Source organism: Streptomyces sp. NPDC017943, assembly GCF_044328425.1.
Taxonomy (GTDB): domain Bacteria; phylum Actinomycetota; class Actinomycetes; order Streptomycetales; family Streptomycetaceae; genus Streptomyces; species Streptomyces djakartensis_A.
This window is the reverse complement of the sequence record NZ_JBIRHH010000008.1, coordinates 242,622-268,228: the sequence shown is the minus strand read 5'-3', so window position 1 is coordinate 268,228 and position 25,607 is coordinate 242,622. Positions and strand designations below refer to the sequence as shown.

Sequence of the window (25,607 nt, the reverse complement as noted above, 5' to 3'; positions counted from 1 at the left end):
GTCCGCGAAGTAAACAGGTTCGGACGCACTTCGGACTCAGTCGGGCACGAGCGGAACGCGAACACATGAACATATGACGGACCTACGAGCGCATGCCGGACCTACGAACGGACGCGGGCACACGAACGGACCCGGCACCTAGCGGTGCCGGGTCCGTGACCGGGTCCGAGCGGTGCCGGGGTCCGTGGCCGGGTCCGTCGCCGAGGCCGTCGCCGAGCCTGCTGCCCGGTCCGTCGTCCCCTCGCCCCCGTCGTCCCGTGCTCAGACCAGCGCGGCCTTTTCGCCCTCCCGGACGGCGTGACCGTCCTCGTCCGCCGTCTCAGGCTCGTCCGCCGTCTCGGGCTGTCCGCCCTCGATGTGCTGGGCGGGCCGCTTCGGCAGCGCGAACATCAGCAGGAAGATGGCGCCCATGACGCCGGCGACCCAGCCCAGCGCATGCTGGAAGGCGTCGACGAAGGCCGGCCCCACCTGCGCCGGGCGGAGGTGGTCGGCGATGGTGCCGAAGAAGACGACCGAGACCAGTCCCAGCCCCAGCGCGTTGCCCATCTGCTGCACCGTGCTGATCAGCCCCGACGCCGAGCCCGCGTGCTCGCGCGGCACCTCGGAGAGGATCGCGTCGGTGAGCGGGGCGACGATCAGGCCCATGCCGGCGCCCATGACGACCAGCGGCAGGGCCATCTGCCAGGGCGTGACGGCCAGACCGTAGTGCCCGGCCTCCCAGAGGTACAGGAGCACTCCCACGCCCATCACCAGGGCGCCCGCCTGAAGCACCTTGCGTCCGAACACCGGCACCAGCTTCTGCACCGAGACACCCGCGGCCACCGACACCGCGATCGAGAACGGCACTCCGGTCAGCCCGGCCTTCAGCGGGCTCCAGCCCAGCCCGAACTGCATGTAGAGGGTCCACACCAGGAAGAACACGCCGAGCGCGATGCCGAAGACGGTCTGCACGGCGATACCGGCCGCGAAGCTCTTGACCTGGAACAGCGACAGCTCCACCAGCGGCGAGCCGTCCCGCCGTGCCTTGCGCCTCTCGTACACCACCAGCGCCGCCAGGACGAGGACCGAGCCGGCCATCGAGACGTACCCCCACGCCGGCCAGCCCAGCTCGCGGCCCCGGATCAGCGGGTAGAGCAGCATCAGCAGGCCCAGCGTCACCAGCGCGACGCCCACCAGGTCCAGCTTCAGGGCGCGGGGCGCCTTGGACTCGGTGATGAAGCGGCCGCCGAGGACCAGGGCGGCGACGCCCACGGGCAGGTTGATCAGGAAGATGGCGCGCCAGCCCCACCCGAACAGGTCCCACTCGGTGAGCAGCGCGCCGAGCAGCGGCCCGGAGACGGCACCGAGGCCGACGACCGCGCCGAACAGCCCGAACACCTTGCCGCGCTCGTGCGCCGGGAAGGTCGCGTGCACGATCGACAGCACCTGCGGCACCATCAGCGCCGCCATCGCACCCTGCAGGAAGCGGGAGGCGACCAGCATGTCCGGGTTCACCGCGAGACCGCAGAGCGCGGAGGCGACGGTGAAGCCGCCGATGCCCAGCAGGAAGATCCGCTTGCGTCCGTGGATGTCGCCGAGCCGCCCGCCGGTGATCAGCCCCGCGGCGAAGGCGAGGGCGTACCCGGCGGTGATCCACTGGATCTCGCTGAACGACGCCCCCTCCTCGCGCTGGATCGACGGGATGGCGATGTTGACGATCGTGACGTCGACGAGGTCCATGAAGGCCGCGGTCATCACGATGGCGAGGGCGAACCAGCGGCGGCGGTCGCCCCCGCCGGCCGGGCCGGCCGGGCCGGCCGCACTGCCGAGGGTGGTGTCGGTGGAGTTCATACCGTGAAGGTAGGGGGCCTATAGGTCAGGTCATGTCCTAGTGGTACGGCATCCTCGGGAACATGACGACGGACACCCCGGCCCGGCTGCTGACGCTCCTCTCCCTCCTCCAGACGCCCCGCGAATGGCCCGGCGGCGAGCTCGCCGAGCGGTTGCGGGTCTCGCGGCGCACGGTCCGGCGGGACATCGACCGGCTGCGCGAGCTCGGCTATCCCGTGCAGGCCACGAAGGGCTCCGACGGCGGCTACCGGCTGGTCGCCGGGAAGGCGATGCCGCCGCTGGTGCTCGACGACGAGGAGGCCGTCGCCATCGCGGTCGGGCTGCGCGCCGGGGCCGGGCACGCGGTCGAGGGCCTGGACGAGGCGTCGGTACGGGCCCTGGCGAAGCTGGAACAGGTACTGCCGGGCCGCCTGCGCCACCGCGTGACGACCCTCCAGGCCGCCACCACTCCCCTGACCAGCGGGGACGGACCCAGCATCGCGCCCGAGACCCTGACCGTCATGGCCTCGACGGCGGCCGGGCACGAGCGCCTGCGGTTCGCCTACCGGGCGGCGGACGGCACCGAGTCCCGCCGGCTGACGGAGCCGTACCGGCTGGTGTCCACCGGCCGCCGCTGGTACCTGGTGGCCTACGACATCGACCGGGACGACTGGCGCACGTTCCGCGTGGACCGGGTGAGCGAGCCGTTCGCCACCGGCGCCCGGTTCGTCCCGCGCGAGCTGCCCACGGGGGACGCGGCGGAGTACCTGCGGCGGTCCATGCAACGGCAGCAGCGGACCTACGAGTTCGAGGTCGACTTCGCCGCCCCCGCCGAGTACGTCGCCGCCCGCGTGCCGCACTGGCTCGGCCGACCCGAGCCACTGGACGACGGCAGGTGCCGGCTGCGCGGGTCCGTCGGGGACGCGGTGCAGTGGATGGCGTTCCGGCTGGCGATGCTGGAGTGCGACTTCGTGGTGCACAGCCCGGCGGAACTCGTCACGGCCGTGCGGGAGTTGGGGGCGCGGTTGAGCAGGGCGGCGGAGGGCGGGGTCCCCCGGCCGGGGGTGTGAACCGGAGGCGCCGGAGCCGGGAGGGGGAGGCCCGGGCCCGCGCGCCTCAGCCCGCCCAGGGGAAGTCGCGCAGCGCCGCGAGGTTGCGCAGGGCGAGCTCCGCCGGTCCGCCCGGGCCCTCCACCGGACCTTCGCCCTCGGCCCAGTCCTCCATCGCGGTCCGCACGGCGGCGCTGGCCACGGCAGCGGCGAACCGCAGGTCAGCCCCGGGGGCAACGTTGTCCAGGGACGCCTCACCGGCCCCGGCGACACGTGTCAGTCGTTCCTCCAGCACCTCGGCCAGCAGCCGTTCCGACGCCTGGCAGACCTCCGCCCACACCCTGCGCAGGGACGGGTTGGCGTCGGCCAGGCGCAGCAGTGCGCGGACCCACTCCCAGGAGGCCGTGGAGACACCGCCCCCGGGGGTGAGGGTGTGGCGCGCGCCCTCCTCCAGGGCCCGGAGCAGCCCGACGCCGGCCGGGGCGGCGCGTACGGCCTCCGCCCAGCGCCGGGACCCTGCCGCGTAGAGCGGGGCGACGGCCTCCTCCTTGGTGGCGAAGTACCGGTAGAAGGTGCGCGGGGCGATGCCGGCGGCCTGGGCGATGTCCTCGGCGCGGGTGGCGCGCAGGCCGTGCCGTACGAAGAGGCCGGCCGCCGCCCGGGCGATCTCCATGCGCGTCTCTGCCTTCCGCCGCTCGGTCAGCGAGTGCGGAGGCGGGCTGGGGGTGGTGCTGCTCACGCCCGGCAGGCTATGCCCATGTGACACAATCTGCCATCTGGCGGGCCACCCCGTGGTTCAGGTACGGGGTGCCCCGCCCCCCAGCAGGCCCTTCCGACCACGTCGGAGGCCGCGGGGCGGGCCGCAGAAAGCGAGCCGGGCCCCGGCGTCCGGGGGGAGGGACGCCGAAGCCCGGCTGGGGAACGTCCCGGCGCCGGGGGGAGTGCGACGGGACGTGGTGTGCGGGGATCGAGGACCGCGCCCCGATCCGAACTGGTGGACCCAGAAGTCTTGTTCCCTGCGTCCGGGGATTGAAGCGGCGTTACAACGCCATGTTTGCGCGGTCTTTCGCCACCCGGCGTACGCGGTGCCCCCCGGGCGCCTCCGGTGCGTCGCCCACGGGTCGTGGGGACGGGCCGGGCGCCCGGACGCTCACCGTGCGGCGGGGGTCAGGCCGCCGCGTCGAAGCCGGTGCTGCGGGCCAGCTTCTTCAGCTCCAGCAGCGCGTGCTTCTCGATCTGGCGGATGCGCTCGCGGGTCAGGCCGTGCTCCTTGCCGACCTCGGTCAGCGTGCGCTCCCGGCCGTCCTCGATGCCGTAACGCATCTTGATGATGGACGCCGTGCGCTGGTCGAGACGGCCGATGAGGTCGTCGAGCTCCTCGCTGCGCAGCAGCGTGAGCACCGACTGCTCGGGCGACACCGCCGAGGTGTCCTCCAGGAGGTCGCCGAACTGGGTCTCGCCCTCGTCGTCCACCGACATGTTCAGCGAGACCGGGTCGCGGGCCCAGTCCAGCACGTCGGTCACGCGCTCGGGCGTGGAACCGAGCTCGGCGGCGATCTCCGCGGGCTCCGGGTCCCGGCCGTGCTCGCGGTTGAACTCGCGCTGCACACGGCGGATCCGGCCCAACTCCTCCACCAGGTGGACGGGCAGGCGGATCGTGCGGGACTGGTCGGCTATCGAGCGGGTGATCGCCTGGCGGATCCACCACGTGGCGTACGTGGAGAACTTGAAGCCCTTGCGGTAGTCGAACTTCTCGACCGCGCGGACCAGGCCGGCGTTGCCCTCCTGGATCAGGTCCAGCAGCGGCAGGCCGCTGCGGGGGTAGCGGCGGGCGACGGCGACGACCAGACGCAGGTTGGAGCGGATGAAGATGTCCTTGGCCCGCTCCGCGTCCGCGACCAGCGCCTCGAGCTCCTCGCGGCTGGCGTCCGTCTTCGTCTCCTCGAATCCGTCGAGGACCTGCCGTGCGAACACACCCGCTTCGATGACCTGGGACAGCTCGACTTCCTTGGCGGCGTCGAGCAGCGGTGTGCGCGCGATCTCGTCGAGGTACATGCCGACCAGGTCGCGATCGGCGATCTCGCCGCCATGGGCGCGAACACTGCTTGCCGCGTTCGCCGTCTCGCCGGTGGCGGACTGACGACGGGCGACGGCACGGGTTGCCATGCGTGCTCCCTTGCGAATTGAGGTCAGCGGGTGGTCCTTCGGACGCGGACTCCGTCTCGGGGACCCTTTCCGGACTCTCCTCGGGTGCCCTGCATCCGATGGAAACAACGACTGGAATCAGGACAGAATTCCCAACCCGGCGCTCGATTTTTCTGATCATGCAGTATCCTGCCCGGCCACAGGAGGAGGAACGGTGTTCACCGAGCGTGCAGAGGTGCAGGTCAGGCCGGGAGTCGAGGATGACCTCGAGGCCCTCACGGCCCTCTACCACCACTACGTGCGTGAGACGGCGATCACGTTCGACACGGTGATCTTCACCCCTCCGGAGCGCCGCTCGTGGCTGCTCTCCCACCCTGAAGACGGGCCGCACCGCCTGAGGGTTGCCATGGAGCCGCGGACCGGGCGCATCCTGGGCTACGCGACGTCCGGCCCGTTCCGCGCGAAGCCCGCGTACGCGACCTCGGTCGAGACGACGGCGTACGTCGCCCCCGACGCCGGCGGGCGCGGCATCGGCTCCCTGCTCCACAAGGCCCTCTTCGCCGCGCCGGCGGGCGAGGACCTGCACCGGGCCTACGCCGGTGTCGCGCTGCCGAACGAGGCGTCCGTCCGGCTGCACGAGCGCTTCGGGTTCCAGCACGTCGGCACGTACCGCGAGGTGGGCCGCACGTTCGGCCGGTACTGGGACGTGGCCTGGTACGAGAAGCCGCTGTAGCGGCGCCATACCGAGGCGCCGGGGCCACACCGAGGCGCCGGGGTCTCATCCAGGGTGGCGGGGCCTCACCGAGGCGCCGGGGTCACACCGAGGCGCCGGGGGGGCCGGGTCAGCCGAACTGCACCGACCGCTTCGCCAGGCCCATCCAGAACCCGTCGATCACCGACTCGTGCGCGTCCAGCTCACCGGCGGCGTCCGCCGCGCCCATGGTCACGAACAGCGGGGCGAAGTGCTCGGTGCGCGGGTGGGCCAGCGTCCCGGCCGGCGACTTGCGGGTGAAGTCCAGCAGCGCGTCCACGTCCCGGCTCTCCAGGGCCCGCCGGCCCCAGTCGTCGAACTCCGCCGACCAGGCCGGGATGCCGCCCTGCCGGAGCGCCGCGAGGTTGTGGGTGAAGAAGCCGGAGCCGACGATCAGGACCCCCTCGTCGCGCAGCGGGGCGAGGCGGCGGCCGATCTCCATGAGCCGGACCGGGTCCAGCGTCGGCATGGACACCTGAAGCACCGGGATGTCGGCCTCCGGGTACATCTCGACCAGCGGGACGTAGGCGCCGTGGTCGAGGCCGCGGTCGGGGACGTCCTGGACGGGGGTGCCGGGGGCGCGCAGCAGCTTGCGTACGGACTCGGCGAGCTGCGGTGCGCCGGGGGCGGCGTAGGTCACCTCGTAGTAGTGCTGCGGGAAGCCCCAGAAGTCGTAGACGAGGGGGACGGTGTCGGTCGCGCCGAGGGCGAGCGGGGCCTCCTCCCAGTGGGCGGAGACGACGAGGATCGCCCGCGGGCGCGGCAGGCGGGCGGACCAGGCGGCCAGTTCGCCGGGCCAGACCGGGTCGTCGGCCAGGGGCGGGGCACCGTGACTGAGGTAGAGAGCGGGCATGCGCTCCCCGATGGCGGCGGACATGCTGCGGCTCCTTCCGGGGACCTGTTACTTGAAAACTGTAAGACACACTTGTTTAAAGTTCAAGGAGAGTCCGCGTACAGTGGAGCACATGAAGGCACCCGCATCCGCACCGTCGCCGGGCTCCGCCGCGGAGCCCCTGGAACCGCGCTGGCTCACCGACGAGGAGCAGCGCGTGTGGCGGTCGTTCATGGAGGGCGTCACCCTCCTCGACGACCATCTCGACCGTCAGCTCCAGCGCGACGCGGGCATGCCGCACGTCTACTACGGCCTGCTGGTCAAGCTCGGCGAGTCACCGCGGCGGCGGCTGCGGATGACCGAGTTGGCGAGACTGGCGAAGATCACCCGCTCCCGCCTCTCGCACGCGATCGCGCGTCTGGAGAAGAGCGGCTGGGTGCGGCGCGAGGACTGCCCCGACGACAAGCGCGGCCAGTTCGCCGTCCTCACCGAGGAGGGCTACGAGGTGCTGCGGCAGACCGCGCCGGGCCATGTCGAGGCCGTACGCCAGGCGGTCTTCGACCGGCTCTCCCCGCAACAGCAGAAGTCCCTCGGCGAGATCATGCGGATCATCGCCGAGGGACTCCAGCCGGCCGAAGCGGGTGCGGACCTGCCCTGGCTCCGCTGAGCCGGAGCAGGTCCGGATTGCCGCGGGTACGAGGCGTCCCCTTCCCCGTACCCGCGAAACGGCCCGAAGGTGGGCGCCGCCGTCAGTGGGCGACGACCGGGATCTGCACCTCGTCCGCCGCGCCCTCGCCGGCACCGGTCGCCGGGGTCATGTTCGGACGGCCGGCGTTGACGAGCGTCAGGGCGATCGCGGCGGCCACCACCAGGATGCCGACCGCGAACCAGATGGCGCTGGTGTAGCCCTGCACCTGGCCCTCCAGCTGGACCAGCTGCTGCTGGGACCGGCTGGTCGCGCCGACGATGTGGTCGGCGATGTACGAGGTGGTCGCCGAGGCGGCGATGGTGTTCAGCAGGGCCGTGCCGATCGCGCCGCCCACCTGCTGCGAGGTGTTGACCATCGCGGAGGCGACACCGGCGTCCCGCGGCTCGACGCCCTGGGTCGCCAGCGACATGGCCGGCATGAACGCCGTGCCCATGCCGAGGCCGAGCAGCAGCATCGCCGGCAGCAGCAGGGCCGCGTACGAGGAGCCGATCTCCAGCTGGGTCAGCAGCAGCATGCCGAGCGCGGCGACCAGGAAGCCGGGGCCCATCAGCAGGCGCGGGGCGACCCGGGTCATCAGGCGGGTGCCGATCTGCGTCGAGCCCGTGATCATGCCCGCGATCATCGGCAGGAACGCGAACCCGGTCTTGACCGGCGAGTAGCCCTTCACGATCTGCAGGTAGTAGGTCAGGAAGAGGAACAGGCCGAACATCGCGATGATCGCGAGACCGAGGGAGAGGTAGATGCCCCCGCGGTTGCGCTCGGTGACCACGCGCAGCGGCAGCAGCGGGGCCTTGACCTTGGACTCGACGACCACGAAGGCCAGCAGCAGCACGGCCGAGGCGACGAACATGCCCACGGTCACGGCGTCGCTCCAGCCGTCGGACTCGGCGCGGGTGAAGCCGTAGACCAGGGCGACCAGGCCGAGGGTGGACAGGACCACGCCGGGGATGTCGAGCGGGGAGCGGTTGCGGCCGCCCTTGGGCTCACGGATGACGAAGTAGGCACCGGCCGCGGCGACGACGGCGAACGGGATGTTCACGAAGAACGTCCAGCGCCAGTCCAGGTACTCGGTGAGGAAACCGCCGAGGATCAGGCCGACGGCACCGCCACCACCGGCGATGGCGCCGTAGATGCCGAACGCCTTGGCGCGCTCCTTGGCGTCGGTGAACATCACGGCGAGCAGGGAGAGCGCGGCGGGCGCGAGCAGGGCGCCGAAGACACCCTGGAGGGCGCGGGCGCCGAACATCATCGCCTCGTTGGTCGCGGCGCCGCCGAGCGCGGAGGCCGCGGCGAAGCCGCCCAGTCCGACCACGAAGGCCTTCTTGCGGCCCCACAGGTCGGCTATCCGGCCGCCGAAGAGCAGCAGACCGCCGAAGGCGAGGGCGTAGGCCGTGACGACCCACTGCCGGTTGCCGTCGGAGATGCCGAGGTCCTGCTGGGCGGAGGGCAGGGCGATGTTCACGATGGTGGCGTCCAGGACGACCATCAGCTGGGCGAGCGCGATGAAGACGAGCGCCTTCCATCGACCGGGATCCGGTTCGTCCGGTACGGCCGGGGTGACGCGGGCCTTGGAGGCTGTTTCAGACATGGGGGTACCCACTTCGGGACTTCGTGACGGAAAAGTGCGACGAAAGGTGACGGCTCGCCCGGTGCGGCGGCCGCTGGGACTGTCGCCTGGTCTACAGACGGGTGGAAAGGGCGGAACTAATCGGTCAGGGGCGGCGCAGGTCCTCCAGGGTGGCGGCGGTGCCCGGCAGGACGGAACGGGCGGGAGCCCGCAGCCCGTCCAGGAACAGCTGGAGATGACGGTGGACGAAACGGTCGGCGCGGAAGCAGTCCGTACCGGCCGGGGGCCTGCTGAGCTGGGCCACGCCGATCATGACGTCCCCGACGTCCACGTCGGAGCGCAGCTGACCGGCCTCCCGGGCCCGGTTCATGACCTCCTCGATCTGCCGCTCGACGCGCTCGCGCGCGGCCTCCAGGTCCGGGTGGTGCTGGTCGAACGTGCTGGAGACCATCGGGCAGAGCGCGCTGATCCGCTCGTCCGCGGCGGCGTGCACGAAGCGCTCCAGCGCCTCGAACGCGTCGCCGGTCTCGGCGAGCGCGGACTCGGCCGCCGCGATCGTGCGGTCCATGACGGAGCAGACGACCTCGCGGACGAGGGCGTCGCGGTCGGGGAAGTGGCGGTACACCGTGGCGTTGCCGACGCCGGCCCGGCGGGCGATCTCGTCGAGCGGCACCTCGGGGCCGTGCTCGACGAACATCTCCCGGGCGGCGGTGACGATCCGCTCCCGGTTGCGCAGGGCGTCGGCACGGGGCCGGGGCGCCTTGCGCTGTGCGGGGGTGGCGGTCTGCACGGTGCCCTCCTGTGGCAAGGGGTTGATGATCCGGGGAGAGGCTCCCCGTTTCAGTCGGACACCTGGCTAAACGGGGAGTGGGTCCCCGGTATTTCCCGAACGCGGGAACTTTATATGTGACCTGGGTCACATTCCTCGGAGATGGGCGGAGGGGGCCGCACAGCCGGAGCGATGGACCGACAGGGCCGAGTACCCGGGAGCCCTCCCCCGCAAGCCGACGTCCGCCGACGATCCGGGCTACTCGCGGGAAACCCACGATCGGTCTCGTCCAGCGGGCGACCCCGCACCCGGCGCCGCAGGGTGAGCGCAAGGGTGCAGCCGGAGACGGGAGGCTGCCGTGGCGCGGGAGGTCCCTTGCAGGTCCCTGGCACGCAGCCACAGCCGCAGCCGCGGCCCCGGCGCCCCCGGACGAGCAACGCGGGGCCGCCCGGCCACCGCATACGCCGACGCGGCGGCGAGGACGACGGCGAACAGGTCGGCGGCGGCATATCCCGGCGGGGGGAGAGCAGCGGGCACGCGCCCCGAGGCACCGGCACGGGCGGCCACGGCACGGGTGGCAACGACGAGGGCGGTCCCGGCACCGGCGGTCCCGGCAGGGGCGGTCCCGGCAGGGGCGGCCCTGGCAGGGGCGGTCCCGGCACGGGTGGCCCTGGCAGGGGCGGTCCCGGCACGGGTGGCCACGACAAGGGCGGCCACGACGACGGGAGTCCCGGCAAAGGCGGCCACGACGAAGGCGGTCACGGCAAGGGCGGCCACGACGAAGGCGGTCACGGCAGGGGCGGCCACGGCACGGGCGGCCACGGCAGGGGCGGCCACGGCACGGGCGGCCACGACGACGGGAGTCCCGGCAAGGGCGGCCACGACGACGGGAGTCCCGGCAAGGGCGGCCACGACGAAGGCGGTCCCGAACCGCTCGCCCGCTGCCGCCGCCGCATACCCCGGCGGCGCCTGGCCGCGCTGGCCTGCGTCACCGCACTGACCTTCACGGTGAGCACGTCGGCCGGATCGGGGCGCTTGGCCCCCGACGCCATGACGGCGGGAGCGGCCCCGACCACCCTGTCCCGCACGCCCGCGCACACCCCCTGCCTGATCCGCCCGGCCCGCGAGGTCCAGATGTCCGAGGGCATCCCGACGTCGGCCGGTTACGCCCGCTCCACCGGCACCGTGCGCGCCCTCACGCTGATGATCGACTTCTCGGACGCCCCCGGCGAGGGCCGGGCCCTGGACCGCTACCGGGAGTTCTTCCCGCAGACCACGGAGTGGTTCCGCACCAGTTCCTACGGCCGCCTCGACTACCGCCCCGAGACCCCGATATCCGACTGGCTGCGGATGCCGAAGTCCTTCCACGACTACGGCATAGAGCGCGGGGCCCCCTTCGAGCCCGGCTACCGCGCGCTGGTCCAGGACCTCGTCGCCGCGGCCGACCCGCAGGTGGACTTCGGCCGCTACGACCTGCTGAACGTCCTGGTCACTCCCAACGCGGGCCCCTCCGCCCTGGACACCGTCCTGTCCGTCACGTTCGCCGGCAACACCGAGGCCCCCCAGGCCGACGGGGTTCCCGTCGCCAACGCCTCGTTCGTCTACTCGCGCCAGGACGACGGATCGGGCTCCTACGACCGCACCGGCTACCGCGTGCTCCCCCACGAGAACGGCCATGTCTTCGGCCTGCCCGACCTCTACACCGCCGAGGGCGGGGGCGCGGTCGGCCACTGGGACATCATGAGCGAGGACTGGGGGGCCAACAACGACTTCCTCGGCTGGCACAAGTGGAAGCTGGGCTGGCTGGACGCGTCCCAGGTGCACTGCGCGGCCGCCGCCGGCACGACGGAGTTCACCCTCACGCCCCTCTCGCAGGCGGGCGGCCCCAAGCTGATCTTCCTCCCCGTCGACGGCAGGACCGGCTACGCCGTGGAGGTCCGCACGCGCGCCGGCAACGACGAGGCGGTGTGCCGGCCGGGCGTGCTGATCTACGAGGTCGACGCGGAGGTCGACACGGGCATGGGCCCGGTCACGGTCCACGACGCCCGCCGCGACAGCGGCGGCTGCGTCCGCTCCCCGAATGTCCACGCCGAGCTGTCCGACGCGCCGTACACCCCCGGCGAGACGTTCCGCGACGCGCGAAGCGGGGTGGAGGTGCAGGTCACCGGGGAGGGCCCGGAGGGCGGTTACCGGGTCAGGGTGACGCGGGGCGCCCGCACGGGCACGGGAAGCCCACCGGGCGTGGCAAGGGGCACCGCCCCCCTTCTCTCCCCCGCCCCGACCCCCCACCGTCCCGACCCGCATCCGGTACGCTGACGCCTGTGGTCTTCCGGACCACACGACTGCCTTCGTAGCTCAGGGGATAGAGCACCGCTCTCCTAAAGCGGGTGTCGCAGGTTCGAATCCTGCCGGGGGCACCAGCCAAAAGGCCCCGGACCGATCATGGTCTGGGGCCTTTTGCATCCACTTCTGACATCAGCGCGGGCTTTGGACCGGCCCGGCGAGGTCTGGGAAGTCTGCCCAGTTCCGGGGCTGTTCCGCTGACATCAACGGGCCCGGACAGCGGCATACAGCAGCGCCCATGCGCGGCCACCGGACCAGCCGACGACGAGCCCAGGTACGGGCGTAGATCGAACTCCTAAAGCGGGTGTCGCAGGCAGGGATGCGCACCCGCTCTTGAGCGGGTGCAGGTTCGAATCCTGCAGGGGCATCAGACAGAAGGCCCACGTACGACTTTCGTAGGTGGGCCTTTGACGTCCACGCCTGACTTCATTGCGGGCGGTCACTCGCGGATGCGGCGTGTCCTGGACGACGTGCCCTATGGGTCAGGGCCTGGCCTAGATGCCTCCTAGCGTTCTACCTGCCCGGCGGAACACGAATCACGGAAGGCAGCCATCATGAGCGGGACCACGACTGTCAACGAACCGGCCAACGGCGACTCGGCCTCCACCGGCGAGCGCGCCGATCTGCTGGAGTCCCTGGCCAAGCATCGGCACTTCTTGCGCTTCACCACCCGTGACCTCACCGACGAGCAGGCCGGGCGCCGGAGCACCGCCAGCCAGCTGTGCCTAGGTGGCCTGATCAAACATGTGACTGCTGTCGAGTGGGCCTGGGCGCGGTTCATCGTGGACGGCCCGTCGGCGATGCCCGACTTCACCACCATGACCGAGGCGGACTGGGCCCGACGGGCCGACGAGTTCCAGATGCTGCCCGGCGAGACGCTGGACGGTGTGCTCCTCGCCTACGCTGACGCGGCCCGCCGAACCGACGAACTGGTCGCCAGCCTCTCCGACTTGAACGCCACACAGCCGCTGCCGAAGGCCCCGTGGTCCGAGCCGGGTGCACGATGGTCGGCTCGCCGGGTAGTGATGCACATCATCACCGAGACCGCTCAGCACGCCGGCCACGCCGACATCATCCGCGAGTCCCTGGACGGCGCCAAGACCATGGGGTAGTCGGCCGCACGACAGGGTGCAGCCCTCCCTCTAAGGGGGCGCGGTCCGCCGGTGACTGCGCAAAGGCCTTTGCCGCGTGCTCCGCCGGTCCGGAACGTCGGCGGAGCGGCTGGCATCCCGATCCCGTTAAGGCAGAAACACGATGAGAGCTGCCGAGTAGAGGGCGACACTCAGGGTCGCGGTATAGGCCTCGTACATTCTGACACCTTTTTGATCCTCATTCCTGAGCGCGTGCGCCGTGCGCTGCACGCCGACGAAGATGCCTCCCATGGCAAGCAGAAGACCGCTGCCCACAAGCGCGTTGACACTTGTCGAAGTGGGGGCGAAGTGGCCCAGGAATGTTCGCGCTGCCATGGCCAGCAGGATGGGGATCGCCCCGAAGACGGCCAGGCGCTGTGCCTGCTTGTAGGCGCTTTCCTGATCCTGGATCCACTGCTTCGCAAGCCACGCCGGGCGCACGCTCGGATCGCGAGGGCCCGTGCGGTAGCAGTCGCCCACGGTGAAGGACGTGAAGTAGGCACCAGCCAGCCCACCCACCCCGGTGATGATCGAGAACAGCGTCCGCGCCGTCGGCAGATAGATCGCTGCCAGCACTTCGAAGGCTGCAAGAACAGAGACGATCGATACGACGACCGCCACGGCTATGCACATCACCGCGGGTGGAAGGTTGGCCGTTTCGTCCCGTTCGGCGCCTATCGCAGCCAGGCCGATCGAACCGGTGAGGCTCGCGATGATGGCGATGACGAGCAACCCCGTCGCCATCGTGACCAGGAGTCCTTTGCCAGGAGGTGTGCTGGTGAACAGAACCGTAACCGTGGGAACCGCGAGAGCCCCGAACGCGCCCACGATCGGAGCGTACGTAGCTGCTCCACGCCGCACGTCGTAGTGGCCGTCGGCTTCCGAAAGAGTGGGCGCCATAGAATGACTTTTCCTCATAGAGCGGTTTCCATACCTTGGCAAAGCCAACTGACTTGTCCTGTCCAGGTGTTGCTTCAGTCAGCCTTGGCCTCGGCGGCACGGCTTCGTCGAGTGCTGGTGCGGCCCTCGCCTTCGCGTCGATCCCGGCCATGAGGGATAGCCACACCCCCCTTACCCCGTCGTGATCGTTCGAGAAGGGGAGGGTCGATGAAGGGCTCTGAGCTTGAAGAGTTCCGGGAGTTCGTGGCGATGCGGTCCACCGCGTTGCTGCGGCTCGCGGTGCTGTTGACCGGAGGGGACCGGCATGCTGCCGAGGATTTGCTGCAGATCGCGCTGATGAAGGTGTACGGGCGGTGGGCGCGCATCGAGCAGCACGAGGCGTACGTCCGGCAGGTCATGTACCGCCAGCAGGTCAACCGCTGGCGGCTCCGCAGGCATCGCGCCGAGACGACGGTGCCCGTGCTGCCCGATGTCGCGACGGACGCCGACGCCGACGCGGGCTCCGAGGTGCGGATCGCCCTGTGGGCGGCGCTCGGGCGTCTGAGCAAGCGGCAGCGGGCCGTTGTCGTGCTGCGGTACTTCGAGGACCTCCCCGAGGGCGAGGTCGCGGCGCTGCTGGGGTGCCCGGTCGGGACGGTGCGCAGCACGGCGCACCGGTCGCTCGCCAAACTCCGCGCCCTGGTGCCGGAACTCGGTCCCGATGGGCCCGGGCAGCAAGTGCAGTCCGGGCAGCCCGGGCAGTCCGGGCCGCAGGTGCAGTCGCTCAGCTACACGCCGAAGGAGGTCCGGGGATGACCACGGAGCAGGTGGAGGCGAAGGTCCGGGAGACGCTGCACGCGGTCGACCTGGACGGGGTGCGGGCGCCCGGCGATCTGGTCGAGCGGGTGGTGCGGCGGCGCGGCCGGCGGCGCTTCTCGCAGGCCGCGGGAGCGACGGTCGCCGTCGTCGCGATCGCGGCCGGGGCGGTGTTCGGGCTGGGGGACGGTGGCGCGGGCGGGCATGAACGGCCCGCGCGCCCGGCTGCCACGCGTCCGGCGACTCCCCCCGACGGCTGGAAGCCCTGGCAGGGGGAGATCCGGGGAGCGGGTGAGCGGGGCTGTCTGGTCGACGGTGGCGCGCTGTACTGCGCCGGGTCGCGGTACGACGTGGCGAAGTTCGACGCCGGCACCGGGAAGCGGCAGTGGACCGTCGCCGTCAACCGCGAGGGCGGCGGGATCGATCACCCCTTCGCGGCGCGCGACGGGGTCGTCTACGCCTACCGGAATCACACCGCGGAGAACCTGCCGGACGGCGACTACGCGGGCGGCACCGATCTCATGGCCGTGGACGGCGGGAGCGGTGAGGTGCTGTGGAAGGCCGAGATGCCCCAGGACGACCGGACGGGGCAGGCCGCCCTGCTCATCGACGGCGCGGTGCTGGCCAACACACCGACCATCCGGACCATGTCGGCCCTGGATCCGCACACCGGCGCGGAGAAGTGGCGGTTCAGCTGGGCCAAGGGGACGGTGTGCGAGCGGGCCGCGGTGAGCGGGGTGCCCCATCTGCTGTGCACGCGGGACACCGAGGAGCCCCATGACACGGACGTCCTCCGGCTCGATCCGGCGACGGGACGCGCCACGAAGGTGACGACCCTGGACGGCAGGGCGGATCTCGTCGGTACCTCGGGGGGCCGGATGGTGCTGCTCGCGTCGAAGGGCGGGGCCGGGAAGAACCTGCGGCTGATCACCGTCAGCGGGTCCGGGAAGCAGACCTCGTGGCCCTACCGGGTGGGGCCGCTCGCGGCGCTGGAGGTCGCCGGTGACCGCGTGGTCTCACTGTCGCGGCAGGGCGCAGCCTCGGTCTTCTCCCTGTCCGCGGGCAGGAGCCTGTGGACGCGCCCCGCGGGTGTCGAGGTGCCGGGACCGGACGCGTTCGCACAGGCCGTGTCCCCCGTGGTGTCGGAGCGGCAGGGTGTCGTGTACTTCGCCGACGACACCGGGAACCTCTCCGCGCTGGATCTGCTGACGGGTGAGCGGGTGTGGCGCGGCCACGCCGACATCGGCACGCCGGGGTCGGGTTCGGCCGGCTCACCTCAACTCCTGCTCCACGAGGACGCGCTGATCGTCCGGAACGGTCCGCGGACCGTGTCGCTGCTGCCGCGGACCGGGGGCTGACGGGAGGGACCCCCACAGGACCGACGCGCACGCGAGGCCCCTCGATCGCCTTGAGGATCTCGGTGCGCGCTATGTCCGCGAGTGCCATGCGGGAACCCTAGCGGGCTGGTTGGGGGGCGTACCTGAGTACGCGTGCTCATGACCGTGGCGGGGTGGGCGGTGAGGCTGGGGGCATGAGGACACGGGGAATGGTTGCTGCCGGAGCTGCGGTCGTGGGTCTGGTTCCTGTTGCTGCTTGGGGGTTGACGGGGCGGCAGGACTACGCGGGGTTGCCTGCCGGTGAGCTCGACTACGCGTTCCAGCCCTGGGGGGTGGGGGACGGGGTGGCCGCGGTCGTCGGGGGAATCGCCCTGGTGGGGGTCGCGGCCGGTGCGGTGGTGCTGATGCGGGGTGCTCGGCGGGGTGTGCTGGATCCGCGCTGGTGGAGTGTCGTCGGGCCGCTCGTGGTCGTCGGGCTCATGGCCGGAGTGGGGTGGCGGGTGCTGACGGCGGGGGTCGTCGGGGCGAACATCGGGGCCGGGTTGCTCCTCGTCCTCGGTGCGCCTGTCGCCGCCGGGTTGGTGGTGTGGGCCGTGGCGCGGGGCGTGTGGCTGATCGCCGGGCGGCGCGGGGGTGGCGTCGCGTCGCCGGGGGTGTAGCGCGGCGTGTGGGTGAGGGCCGGGGGGGCTCGGGTGTGTGCGGTTGTGCGGCGCGGTGGGGGCTGGTCGCGCAGTTCCCCGCGCCCCTGAGTCGGTGTCGTACGCGGCGCTCCACCCTCCCGGCCCCCTGCCCATGCGCAGTTCCCCGCGCCCCTGAGTCGGTGTCGCTCACGGCGTTCCATCGTCCCGGCCCCTGCCCGTGCGCAGTTCCCCGCGCCCCTGAGTCGGTGTCGCTCGCGGCGTTCCATCGTCCCGGCCCCTCTGCCCATGCGCAGTTCCCCGCGCCCCTGGGTGGGCGTCGTTCGCGGCGTTTCCTCGTCACGGCCCCCACGCCGGCAGTCGGGTCTGTCACCCGTCCGGGGTGGTCCGAGGGAACCCGTCTGCTCTTCCGTTGGATAATCACGGCATGTCCGACCCCGACGACGTCCCCGAGCCCTGTCTTCGGCTCGTCGGTGACGTGCTGGCTGTCGGGGAGGCGTACGGGCTCGTCCTGGCCGGGGGGTACGGGATGGTCGCCCACGGGCTCGCCGCGCGCGGTGGTCCGGAAGTGGGGCTCGCCACCGAGCATCCCGCCGGGATGGACGAGATCGCCGGTGCCGTACGGACCGGGCTCGTGGCGCGCGGCTGGCTCGTGCGGACGCTGGAGGGCGATCCGCTGGCCGCCGGTTTCCTCGCGACGGACGCGGCGACCGGGCGGGAGTGCGGGGTCTCCCTGCGCAAGGAAGTGCTCTGGCGCCCTCCCGTGCCCACCGGACTGGGACCGGCGCTGTCGCTGGAGGACCTCGTCGGCATCCGGGTGCGCGACCTGGCCGATCAGGGACTCGCCCGCGACCTCGTGCACGTCCACGCCGTCTCCTCCCGCTGGAGCCATCCCGAGCTCGAGGAGCTCGCCCGCCGGCACGCCCCGGACTCCTTCGACCTGACCGACCTCCAGGCCCGGCTCACCGGCACGGACTGGCTCGACGACCGGGCCTTCGTCGCCGAGGGTGTCGAGCCCGGGAGCGTCGCCGGGCTGCGGCGCTGGGCCCAGGAGTGGGCCGACGACATCGCCGAACGCCTCATCGAGGGGGAGGCCCCCGACGACGGCGGCGCGGAGGGCGGTGCCCCCGGGGACCGGTTCGGCGACCGGCCGTGACGGCGCCCGGTCGCCGAACCGGTCCTGTCCGACCGATCCTGTCCGACCGATCCTGTCCGCCCGGTCCCGTCCGACCGGTCCCGTCCGACCGGTCCCGTCCGACCGGCCCTCTCAGCCGGGCACCGCTACCGCCCCGCACCGCTACCACCCCGCCCCGCCACCGCCCGGCACCGCCACCGGCCGCCGCCGTACCCGTCCGTCCGCCGCCATGAGCAGCAGCGTCACGGCCGCCGAGGCCGCGGCCATCGCGGTCATCGCCCCGGCGGGGGAGGTCAGTTGGGCCACCGAGCCGGCCAGTGCCGCCGCCACGCCCTGCATCGTGAGCATGCCGGCGGAGTGCAGCCCGAGCGCGTGGCCCGTCATGTCGTCGGGGGTCAGTTCCACCAGGCGTTCCTGCTGGACGAGGCTCGCGCCGAAGCCGGCCGAGGCCAGGGTGACCGCGGCGGCCGCCAGGGGCAGGGGCGGCAGCAGCAGGAACGGCACGTACGGCAGGGCCAGGAGCAGCAGGAGGGGGAAGCCGAGGCGCCGGCGCAGGGCCGGCGGCAGCAGGCGGCCCACCAGGACGTCCCCGGCCAGCATGCCGAGCGCGGCGCAGGCGAACAGCGTGCCGGCGGCCTCCGGCGCGTAGGAGACGTACAGGGACTCGCAGCCCACGACGAGGCCGTTGGGGATCCACAGGGCGAGGTAGACCTGGCGGCGCGGCGGGGACGACCACAGCAGGGCGTTGGCCCGCCAGGTGGCCCGCACCGAGGGGCGGCCCGTGGTCCGGGGCGGGCGGACGGTCAGGCCGAGGCGGAGGGTCGCGGCCGCCGCGAGGTACAGGCCGGCGGCCACCAGCAGGGACGCCCTCGGGGACAGCAGGGCCACGAGGGTGCCGCCGGTGGCGTACCCGGCGATCTGCATGACGCCGCTCATCATGTTGAACACCGACCGGCCGAGCAGGTAGCCGTCCTTGGTGAGGATCTCGTTCAGCAGGCCCCAGCGCACTCCCCCGCCGACGGACTCCGCCAGTCCTCTGGCCAGGACGATCGCGAACAGCGCCGCGACGGACAGCCCCGGCAGGGCCAGGGCCGCCGTGGCGGCGGCGAACAGCAGGGCCAGGGAGGTCAGGGCGGCGCGCGGGGGCAGGCGGTCGGCGGCGGAGAGCAGGAACGTCGCGCCCAGCACCTGCACCAGCGACGAACCGAACATGCTCACCGCGGACAGCAGGGGCGATCCGGTGGCGCGGTACACCAGGGTGCCCAGGGCGAGTCCGGCCATGGTCTGGGCGACGGTCTGCGCCGACGCGGCGACGAAGAAGGGGGTGAACTCAGGGGTGCGGAACAGTTCGCGGTAACTGCGCATGCCCGGAGTCTCCGGGCGGCCCACGGGGCGGGGTTACTGTTTCGCGCACACGCGAAACGTCGAGGACATGGCCGGGAGGGCGCCCGTGGGCTGGTGGCAGATCAACGCCGACACCCTGGCCGGCAGCCGGTTCGTGATCTCCCCGTTCGCCGAGGTCTTCGCGAGCCTGCGCCTGCTGCACGGGGCGCGGGCCGCGCACCCCGGTGAGCGCGGCTGGCTCGACGCCCATCTGCCGGCCTACCGCGCGCGCCTGACGCGGGACCCGGTGACCGCGCGGCTCGTCGGGGCCGGTATCGGGACGGAGTGGACGGCCGACTTCCTGGCCCCCACGCCCTGCGACGGCGAGACCTTCGAGCAGGCGGTGGCGCGGGTGCGGGCGGCCTGCCCGCGGGCGGCCCGCACCGATCTGACGGTGTCCCTGCGCGGCCCGGTGCCCCCCGTCCTGGACCGGGACGATCTGCCCGCGCGGGCCGCGGATCTGCTCACGTACGTCTGGGAGACGGCCGTGCGCCCGTACTGGCCGCACCGCCGGCGGATCCTCCAGGCCGATGTGGTGGCCCGGACCGCCCAGGTCAGCAGGGGCGGCTGGGCGTCCGCCCTGGACACCTTGCGGCCGGGCACGCGCTGGCTCGGCGAGAACCGGCTCCAGGTCAACGCCCACGAGTACCCGCCGCGTGAGATCTCCGGCGCGGAGCTGGTGTTCGTGCCGATCACCGTCCAGCGCGTCGGCTGGGTGTCGTGGGAAGGCACGGACCGCTACGCGCTGGTCTACCCATGCGCCGGGGCGCTCGCCGACCCCGGGGGCAGACCCGTGCCCGCGAGTCTCGGCGCGCTGCTCGGCACCGCCCGCGCCGGGGTGCTGATCCGGCTCGCCTCGCCGCTGAGCACCAGCCAGCTGGTGGCGGTGACCGGGCAGGGGCTCGGCTCGGTCGGTCGGCATCTGCGGGTGCTGCTGGACGCGGGGCTGGTGGAGCGGACGCGGGCGGGCCGGTCGGTGCTGTACGCGCGGACCGCGGCCGGGCAGACCCTGGTGGAGGCCCAGAACCGGGACCGTCACCGGCCGGAGCTAGGGTCTGCTCCATGACGACTTCCCCTGCTTCTTCCTCCGCTTCCTCCCCTCTCGACGTCGAGATCGGCGCCCTCCAGGGCGGCTCGGCCGACCTGTCCCAGTACGCGGGCCGTGCGGTGCTCGTGGTGAACGTGGCCTCCAAGTGCGGTCTGACCCCGCAGTACGCCGGACTGGAGCGGCTGCAGGAGCGGTACGCCGGGCGCGGCTTCACCGTCCTCGGTGTGCCCTGCAACCAGTTCCTCGGGCAGGAGCCCGGCAACTCCGAGGAGATCGCCGAGTTCTGCTCGGCGACGTACGGGGTGACCTTCCCGATGACGGAGAAGGTCGAGGTCAACGGCGACGGGCGGCACCCGCTGTACGAGCGCCTGACCGGCTTCGCCGACGCCGAGGGGCACAGCGGGGACATCCGCTGGAACTTCGAGAAGTTCCTCGTCGGCCGGGACGGGCAGGTCGTGGCCCGCTTCTCGCCGCAGACGGAACCGGAGTCGCCGGAGCTGGTCGCGGCCGTCGAGGCCCAGCTGTCCTGACGCCCGCGGTGCCGCCCGGGCGGCGCCAACCGCCCGGTGCCGCTCGTGCGGTGCCTCCCGCCCGGTGGTGATCGCCCGGTGGTGATCGCCCGGTGCCGGCCGGGCCGCTTGACCTTGCCCCTGGGTCAGGCCGCAGCGTCCTCCTCGTCGGGCGGAACGGCCGCCCGATGACGGAGGATGCGGTCGTGGACGTACCGGACGGGGAGCTGCTGACCATCGGCGCGTTCGCCGCGCGGGCCCGGCTGTCGCCCAAGGCCCTGCGGCTGTACGACCGGCTGGGCCTGCTGTCCCCGGCGCACGTGGACGAGGTCACCGGCTACCGCTACTACCGGGCCGGGCAGGTCGAACGGGCCCGGCTGGTGGCGATGCTCCGGCAGCTGGACATGCCGCTCGCCCGGATCGCCGAGGTGCTCGCGACGGGCGGTGGCCCCGCGGCGGCGGACCTGCTCGGTGCGTACTGGGCGGACGTCGAGGCGCGACGCGCCGGTCAGCGGACGCTCGCCGCGTACCTCCGTGGACGGCTGTCGGGAAGGAGTCCCGGTATGGACGGGAAGTTCGCGGTGGAGACGGTGGACGTGCCGGCCCAGGTGGTGATCACCGAGAAGCGGCACACGCTGGCGGACGAGCTGCCGGCGTGGATCGGCGCGGCGCTGGGCCGCCTGGAGGAGGCGGCCCGGGAGTGCGGGGGCGTGGCGGGCGTGCCGTACGTCGCCTACCACGCCGAGGTGTCCATGGAGAGCGACGGCCCGGCCGAGGCGTGCGTACCGGTCGCCGACGAGGCGGCCGCCCGCCGGTGGGCCGAGCGGCACGGGCGGACCTGGGAGACGGCGGTACGGGTGGAGCCGGCCGGGCGGCTGGCGTACACCAGGATCACCAAGGCGCAGGTGGCGCACCCGCAGATCCTGGCCGCCTTCGAGGCGGTCGAGGAGTGGATCGCGGCGCGGGGACTCGCCCCGGCCGGTCCGTGCCGGGAGCTGTACTTCGCGGACTGGACGGCGGCAGGGCCAGAGGACCTGGTGTGCGACGTGGCGTTCCCGGTGCGCTGAGGGATCTCCGGTTCTCCGGACTTCCCGTCGCCCTCGGGCACAAGCGGAGCCCTCTCGGCTAGGACGGCGATACTGGTCGAGAGGGCCCGATCGGTGGTGCTTGTGCTGTTGTCGTGCCGCGGCTCAGGCCTTGACCGACGCCACGAAGGCGCTCCACGCGTCGGCGGGGAACGCCAGCTTGGGGCCCTCGGGGATCTTGGTGTCCCCGAGCTCCAGGGCCTCTTCGACGGTCGACCTGACCATCACGCAGGCGCCGTTGTTGTTGGTGTAGGAGGACGTCGTCCACGTTTCCGTGGCGCCCAGACGAATAGCCATGATCGCTCCGTAGCCAGTTGCGTTTACGCCAACCCGTGCTGGTGGTTGGCGTGATCGACGCTACTCGCCCGCCTCATCGTTCGGCGCAGCCATTCACTCGACCGGATGGCATATTCCAGTGGAGACTTCCAGTCGGCCGTGTCAGAGGTGTAGCATCCGGCGGCCCGTCCGGCGGACGGTCGTCCTCCGGTGCCGCTCAGCGCGCGTAGTCCTTGGCCAGACGCTCGATGAGCTGCCGGGACTGGTCCACGTTCAGGGCCTGGGCGCGCAGGTGCTCGTACATCACCGTGTACTTCTGCACGTCGAGCGGCTTCTCCAGGTACAGGTCGCTGGTGACGCCCTCGATGTAGACGACGCTGGAGTCGGCCGCGTCGGCGAACTCCAGGATGGAGTACTGGCCGTTGATGCCCGCGTGGGCGCCGACCTCGAACGGCAGGACCTGCACGGTGATGTGGGGCAGCTGCGACATCTCGATGAGGTGCTCCAGCTGTTCGCGCATCACCGGGCGGCTGCCGACGACCCGGTGCAGGGACGCCTCGTCCAGCACCACCCACAGCCGCAGCGGCTCCGTCTCGGCGGTGATACGTCCCTGCCGGCGCAGCCGGACCTCGACGCGCTTGTCGTGGTCCGCGTCCGACGCCTCGGGCGACCCGCCCCGGATGATGGCCTCGGCGTACGCGCGGGTCTGCAACAGGCCCGTGATGATCTGGGGTTCGTAGACCCTGAGCGACTCGGCGTCCGTCTCCAGGCCGATGTAGACGCTGTACGGGATGTCGCCGAACGCGTGCCACCAGCCCTGCTGGCGCGAGTCCTTGGCCATCTGCATCAGCGACTCGACGATCCGCTGGTCCTCGACCTCGTAGACCCCGCACAGATCGCGCACGTCGCGCTGGCTGATGCTGCGCCGCCCGTTCTCCAGCCGGCTGATCTTCGACTGGGACACCAGCAGCCGCTCGGCGACCTCTTCGGCCGTCATGCCCTTGAGCTCCCGGAGCCTGCGGAGCTCCTGGCCGAGCCGGCGCCTCCTGACGGTGGGATTGACATTGGACGCCACGGGACGTGCACCTCCGGCTGCGTGCCTCTACTTTGCGTATCTGCTGTTGAGCAGACTGCCACCAAGGTGCTCGCCACCGCTGGGAAACGGTGGATGTGCGACGGGTACACGCCAGTCCGACGCGCCACGGCACGCCCGAGCGGGGTGGCGAGAGCGCCGGCTCTCGCCACCCCGCTCGGACAGCGGCTCCCGTGACCGGGCTCGTGGGGTCCCGTGAGGTGTTCCGGTCGTCGGGCGGTTCGGGTCGCGGACGGTCAGTGGACCGCGGCGCGCGCCATGCTTCCGTGGCGCGGCTGCATCGGAACACCCCGGGCCGGTTCCGGTGCGGGCCCGGGTCCGCCGGCGGCCTGGCGGCCGGGCGGGGCCGGGTTGCGGCGCGGCTGTGCCCCCACGCCGTTCTGGACGTCCATCACGGCGTGCGCGACGAGGCCGCCCATGGGGTCGTGCCTGATCAGGTCCCTGAGCCGGGAGCGAGAGGAGCGTCCCTCGTTGCCCGGGTACAGGTGCTTGCCCAGTCCGACCGCGTGGGCCAGCGCGGCGAGCGCCGCGGTCCGCGGGTCCGGCGGTACGCCGGTGCGGATCGCGGAGTCCAGCCGGGCCCTGATCTCCCGGCTGATCTCGGTGTCCGTCGCCTGGTAGCGAGTCGTCGGCAGCACTCCGCACATCTGGCCCGCCACGGCATGCACCATGCCGCACCGCTCCAGATGCGAGAGGTAGGTCTGACGGAGCCCCAGTCGGGGTCCGCCGATCCAGTGGACGGCACGCACGGGAGCGCCACGCCTTCGCAGCAACTCCAACGCGCAGTCCAGTGTCGGATCTCCGGTCGGCCGTGGTGCCACCACGGCGATACGATCCCCGTCCGGGGCTATCCGTCCGGCCAGCGCCAGCTCCACTAGCTGTGCTCCGGCCAGACCCAGGTCGAGCGACTGCGGCTGTGCAGTGGTACCCGTGGCCGGGTCCAACGCCAGCAGCAGAAGCTCCTCCGGAAGTGTTCTGCGGCTCCTGCCCATCCATGCCTCCCCGCGTGGATGAAAGACAGGGTGACCCCTCTCACATTGGTCTGTCGAGGGTGCGTGACCGGTTCGTAGTGGAACCAGTAGGTATGTCGTTCTCGTCTACCGGATGGATCTGGTCCGCGCACAGGACACTGGTACATGGTTCGGACAGCGCCGGTGTGCGGGGTCAGGGCGGCGGTAGAGGTTCGGTACGCGTTCGCGGGTGGTGCGGCGCGAGGAGGAGGCATCGGTGGCGGGCGAGTCCCCCGACAGGTCGAAGCAGCGCGAGTCGTCGGCAGAACCGACGTCGGGGAGCGCGGGTCCGGTTCCCGGGGCCAGGAGCGAGTCCGCCGATCCGCGGCTCGCGGTGGCCCGGGACGCGAAGAGTTCGAAGACTTCCTCCGCGGGGCGCGGTGGCGTCGACACGGCGACGCGCGTCCTGTCCGTCCCCGCGGACGGGGACGCGAAGGCCGCGTCCGCCGAGGCGGAGCCGGAGCGTACGGACGCCGAGCCGGACGCGACCGACACGACCGGCACGACTGACGCGGCCGACACGACCGCGAGCGCCGAGCAGGCCGGGAGCGACGCCGGCACGCGGGAGGCGGAGCGCGCCGAGGGCGACTCGGGGGCGGACGCCGAGCCGGGTGACACCCGGGGTGGCGGCGCCGGTGACGAGGACGCCGCGTCGGCCGAGGCTTCCGGCGAGGGAAGCGACGACGCCGGTGCCGCCGGGCGGGACGAGGACGCCTCCGACCGTGACGGGCGGCTCAGGGAGGCCGTCGCCGCGTGGGTGGCCACGGCCGACCAGGACGGCGAGGACGGCGAGCCCGACCGGAAGCCGGGGTCCGACGACGCACGGGGCGACGAGGACGGTGAGCCGGAGGCGGACCGTTCCGCCGGGTCCGCCACCGAGGCCCCCGCCGCGAAGGGGGACGCGGCCTCGGACGCCACCGCCGACGCCGACACCACCGCCGACGAGGACCCTGCCGACGCCACGGACGCCGGTCGGACCGGCAAGGGCCGCGACGGTGACGAGCCCGCCGCTCCCCACGTCGACCGGCCGACCGCCGTCTTCCGGACCGACGGCAAGCCCGTCGCCGGGGGCACCCAAGGCACGGCCTCCAAGGACACGGGCAAGGCCGACACCAAGGACACCGGCAAGGCCGACACCAAGGACACCACCGAGGGCGACGGCGGCGACAGCGACGGGAAGTCCGCGAAGCCCGCCGCGCCCCACGTCGACCGGCCGACCGCCGTCTTCCGGACCGACGGCAAGCCCGTCGCCGGGGGCACCCAAGGCACGGCCTCCAAGGACACGGGCAAGGCC

22 protein-coding genes, 1 tRNA gene and 2 pseudogenes are annotated in these 25,607 nt (G+C 72.4%); 14 read left to right on the top strand and 11 right to left on the bottom strand.

The features are described from left to right. Positions 1-261 precede the first annotated feature (261 nt). The gene (locus ACH4C6_RS26170) at positions 262-1,830 is read right to left on the bottom strand and encodes an MFS transporter (protein ID WP_398111023.1); all 1,569 of its coding nucleotides are present in this window, start codon (positions 1,828-1,830) and stop codon (positions 262-264) included. A gap of 62 nt (positions 1,831-1,892) precedes the next feature. Between ACH4C6_RS26170 and ACH4C6_RS26165 the strand changes: the two genes are divergently transcribed. Beyond that, positions 1,893-2,879, top strand: a complete 987-nt coding sequence (locus ACH4C6_RS26165) for a helix-turn-helix transcriptional regulator (RefSeq protein WP_398111022.1) — start codon at positions 1,893-1,895, stop codon at positions 2,877-2,879. A gap of 46 nt (positions 2,880-2,925) precedes the next feature. Here the strand turns inward: ACH4C6_RS26165 and ACH4C6_RS26160 are convergent, their stop codons facing one another. Continuing rightward, positions 2,926-3,597: a TetR/AcrR family transcriptional regulator gene (locus ACH4C6_RS26160; RefSeq protein WP_398111021.1), complete on the bottom strand. Its 672-nt coding sequence runs from the start codon at positions 3,595-3,597 to the stop codon at positions 2,926-2,928. Between the two features lie 428 nt (positions 3,598-4,025). Further along, positions 4,026-5,024, bottom strand: a complete 999-nt coding sequence (locus tag ACH4C6_RS26155) for an RNA polymerase sigma factor RpoD/SigA (protein WP_369194527.1) — start codon at positions 5,022-5,024, stop codon at positions 4,026-4,028. A 193-nt stretch (positions 5,025-5,217) separates the two neighbouring features. Between ACH4C6_RS26155 and ACH4C6_RS26150 the strand changes: the two genes are divergently transcribed. Continuing rightward, on the top strand, positions 5,218-5,736 hold the full coding sequence (locus ACH4C6_RS26150) for a GNAT family N-acetyltransferase (RefSeq protein ID WP_398111020.1): 519 nt from the start codon (positions 5,218-5,220) through the stop codon (positions 5,734-5,736). A 109-nt stretch (positions 5,737-5,845) separates the two neighbouring features. On the opposite strand, the gene ACH4C6_RS26145 is transcribed toward ACH4C6_RS26150, so the two are convergent. After that, a complete protein-coding gene (locus ACH4C6_RS26145; protein ID WP_398111019.1) occupies positions 5,846-6,631 on the bottom strand; it encodes a dioxygenase in 786 nt (261 codons plus the stop codon). Between the two features lie 88 nt (positions 6,632-6,719). On the opposite strand from ACH4C6_RS26145, the gene ACH4C6_RS26140 reads away from it, so the two are divergent. Then, on the top strand, positions 6,720-7,253 hold the full coding sequence (locus tag ACH4C6_RS26140) for a MarR family winged helix-turn-helix transcriptional regulator (protein ID WP_398111018.1): 534 nt from the start codon (positions 6,720-6,722) through the stop codon (positions 7,251-7,253). An 82-nt stretch (positions 7,254-7,335) separates the two neighbouring features. Here ACH4C6_RS26140 and ACH4C6_RS26135 read toward each other — a convergent pair whose 3' ends face one another. Next, positions 7,336-8,883, bottom strand: coding sequence for an MFS transporter (locus ACH4C6_RS26135; protein ID WP_398111017.1), 1,548 nt, complete (start codon positions 8,881-8,883; stop codon positions 7,336-7,338). Positions 8,884-9,007: 124 nt separating this feature from the next. Further along, positions 9,008-9,652 carry a TetR/AcrR family transcriptional regulator gene (locus ACH4C6_RS26130; RefSeq protein WP_369194532.1) on the bottom strand — a complete coding sequence of 215 codons (645 nt, stop codon included), beginning with the start codon at positions 9,650-9,652 and terminating at the stop codon, positions 9,008-9,010. A gap of 948 nt (positions 9,653-10,600) precedes the next feature. Here ACH4C6_RS26130 and ACH4C6_RS26125 point away from each other — a divergent pair. From ACH4C6_RS26125 to ACH4C6_RS26115, 3 genes and pseudogenes are all read left to right on the top strand, one after another. After that, positions 10,601-11,839, top strand: a pseudogene (locus ACH4C6_RS26125) (M6 family metalloprotease domain-containing protein); the annotation flags it as partial. Positions 11,840-11,975: 136 nt separating this feature from the next. Then, positions 11,976-12,051: transfer RNA gene (locus tag ACH4C6_RS26120), tRNA-Arg, on the top strand. A gap of 477 nt (positions 12,052-12,528) precedes the next feature. Continuing rightward, positions 12,529-13,086 (top strand): DinB family protein, encoded by a 558-nt coding sequence (locus tag ACH4C6_RS26115; protein ID WP_398111016.1) that lies wholly within the window; start codon positions 12,529-12,531, stop codon positions 13,084-13,086. 126 nt (positions 13,087-13,212) lie between these two features. Here ACH4C6_RS26115 and ACH4C6_RS26110 read toward each other — a convergent pair whose 3' ends face one another. Next, the gene (locus ACH4C6_RS26110) at positions 13,213-13,932 is read right to left on the bottom strand and encodes a hypothetical protein (RefSeq protein ID WP_398111015.1); all 720 of its coding nucleotides are present in this window, start codon (positions 13,930-13,932) and stop codon (positions 13,213-13,215) included. 279 nt (positions 13,933-14,211) lie between these two features. Between ACH4C6_RS26110 and ACH4C6_RS26105 the strand changes: the two genes are divergently transcribed. The 4 genes from ACH4C6_RS26105 to ACH4C6_RS26090 all read left to right on the top strand — a co-directional run bounded on the left by ACH4C6_RS26105 (position 14,212) and on the right by ACH4C6_RS26090 (position 17,930). Next, positions 14,212-14,799, top strand: coding sequence for a SigE family RNA polymerase sigma factor (locus ACH4C6_RS26105; protein ID WP_398111014.1), 588 nt, complete (start codon positions 14,212-14,214; stop codon positions 14,797-14,799). Continuing rightward, positions 14,796-16,157 carry a PQQ-binding-like beta-propeller repeat protein gene (locus tag ACH4C6_RS26100; RefSeq protein ID WP_398111013.1) on the top strand — a complete coding sequence of 454 codons (1,362 nt, stop codon included), beginning with the start codon at positions 14,796-14,798 and terminating at the stop codon, positions 16,155-16,157. Before ACH4C6_RS26105 ends, ACH4C6_RS26100 begins: the two co-directional genes overlap by 4 nt. A 269-nt stretch (positions 16,158-16,426) precedes the next feature. Beyond that, positions 16,427-16,795 carry a hypothetical protein gene (locus ACH4C6_RS26095; RefSeq protein ID WP_398111012.1) on the top strand — a complete coding sequence of 123 codons (369 nt, stop codon included), beginning with the start codon at positions 16,427-16,429 and terminating at the stop codon, positions 16,793-16,795. A 406-nt stretch (positions 16,796-17,201) separates the two neighbouring features. Further along, positions 17,202-17,930, top strand: a complete 729-nt coding sequence (locus ACH4C6_RS26090; RefSeq protein ID WP_398111011.1) for a hypothetical protein — start codon at positions 17,202-17,204, stop codon at positions 17,928-17,930. Positions 17,931-18,071: 141 nt separating this feature from the next. Here ACH4C6_RS26090 and ACH4C6_RS26085 read toward each other — a convergent pair whose 3' ends face one another. Continuing rightward, the gene (locus ACH4C6_RS26085; protein WP_398111010.1) at positions 18,072-19,274 is read right to left on the bottom strand and encodes an MFS transporter; all 1,203 of its coding nucleotides are present in this window, start codon (positions 19,272-19,274) and stop codon (positions 18,072-18,074) included. A gap of 85 nt (positions 19,275-19,359) precedes the next feature. On the opposite strand from ACH4C6_RS26085, the gene ACH4C6_RS26080 reads away from it, so the two are divergent. The 3 genes from ACH4C6_RS26080 to ACH4C6_RS26070 all read left to right on the top strand — a co-directional run bounded on the left by ACH4C6_RS26080 (position 19,360) and on the right by ACH4C6_RS26070 (position 21,916). Further along, positions 19,360-20,358 carry an ArsR/SmtB family transcription factor gene (locus tag ACH4C6_RS26080; RefSeq protein WP_398111146.1) on the top strand — a complete coding sequence of 333 codons (999 nt, stop codon included), beginning with the start codon at positions 19,360-19,362 and terminating at the stop codon, positions 20,356-20,358. Then, complete coding sequence (locus tag ACH4C6_RS26075; protein WP_398111009.1) at positions 20,355-20,870, top strand: glutathione peroxidase; 516 nt, start codon at positions 20,355-20,357, stop codon at positions 20,868-20,870. The genes ACH4C6_RS26080 and ACH4C6_RS26075 overlap by 4 nt, the downstream gene beginning before the upstream one ends. A gap of 167 nt (positions 20,871-21,037) precedes the next feature. Next, positions 21,038-21,916, top strand: a complete 879-nt coding sequence (locus ACH4C6_RS26070; RefSeq protein WP_398111008.1) for a MerR family transcriptional regulator — start codon at positions 21,038-21,040, stop codon at positions 21,914-21,916. 123 nt (positions 21,917-22,039) lie between these two features. On the opposite strand, the gene ACH4C6_RS26065 is transcribed toward ACH4C6_RS26070, so the two are convergent. From ACH4C6_RS26065 to ACH4C6_RS26055, 3 genes are all read right to left on the bottom strand, one after another. Then, on the bottom strand, positions 22,040-22,231 hold the full coding sequence (locus tag ACH4C6_RS26065) for a DUF397 domain-containing protein (RefSeq protein ID WP_010035575.1): 192 nt from the start codon (positions 22,229-22,231) through the stop codon (positions 22,040-22,042). Between the two features lie 196 nt (positions 22,232-22,427). After that, positions 22,428-23,285 carry a helix-turn-helix domain-containing protein gene (locus ACH4C6_RS26060; protein ID WP_398111007.1) on the bottom strand — a complete coding sequence of 286 codons (858 nt, stop codon included), beginning with the start codon at positions 23,283-23,285 and terminating at the stop codon, positions 22,428-22,430. Positions 23,286-23,539: 254 nt separating this feature from the next. Next, entirely contained in the window at positions 23,540-24,295 is a 756-nt protein-coding gene (locus ACH4C6_RS26055) for a GPP34 family phosphoprotein (RefSeq protein ID WP_398111006.1), read from the bottom strand. 235 nt (positions 24,296-24,530) lie between these two features. On the opposite strand from ACH4C6_RS26055, the pseudogene ACH4C6_RS26050 reads away from it, so the two are divergent. Further along, a pseudogene (locus ACH4C6_RS26050) lies at positions 24,531-25,607 on the top strand (hypothetical protein); the annotation flags it as partial.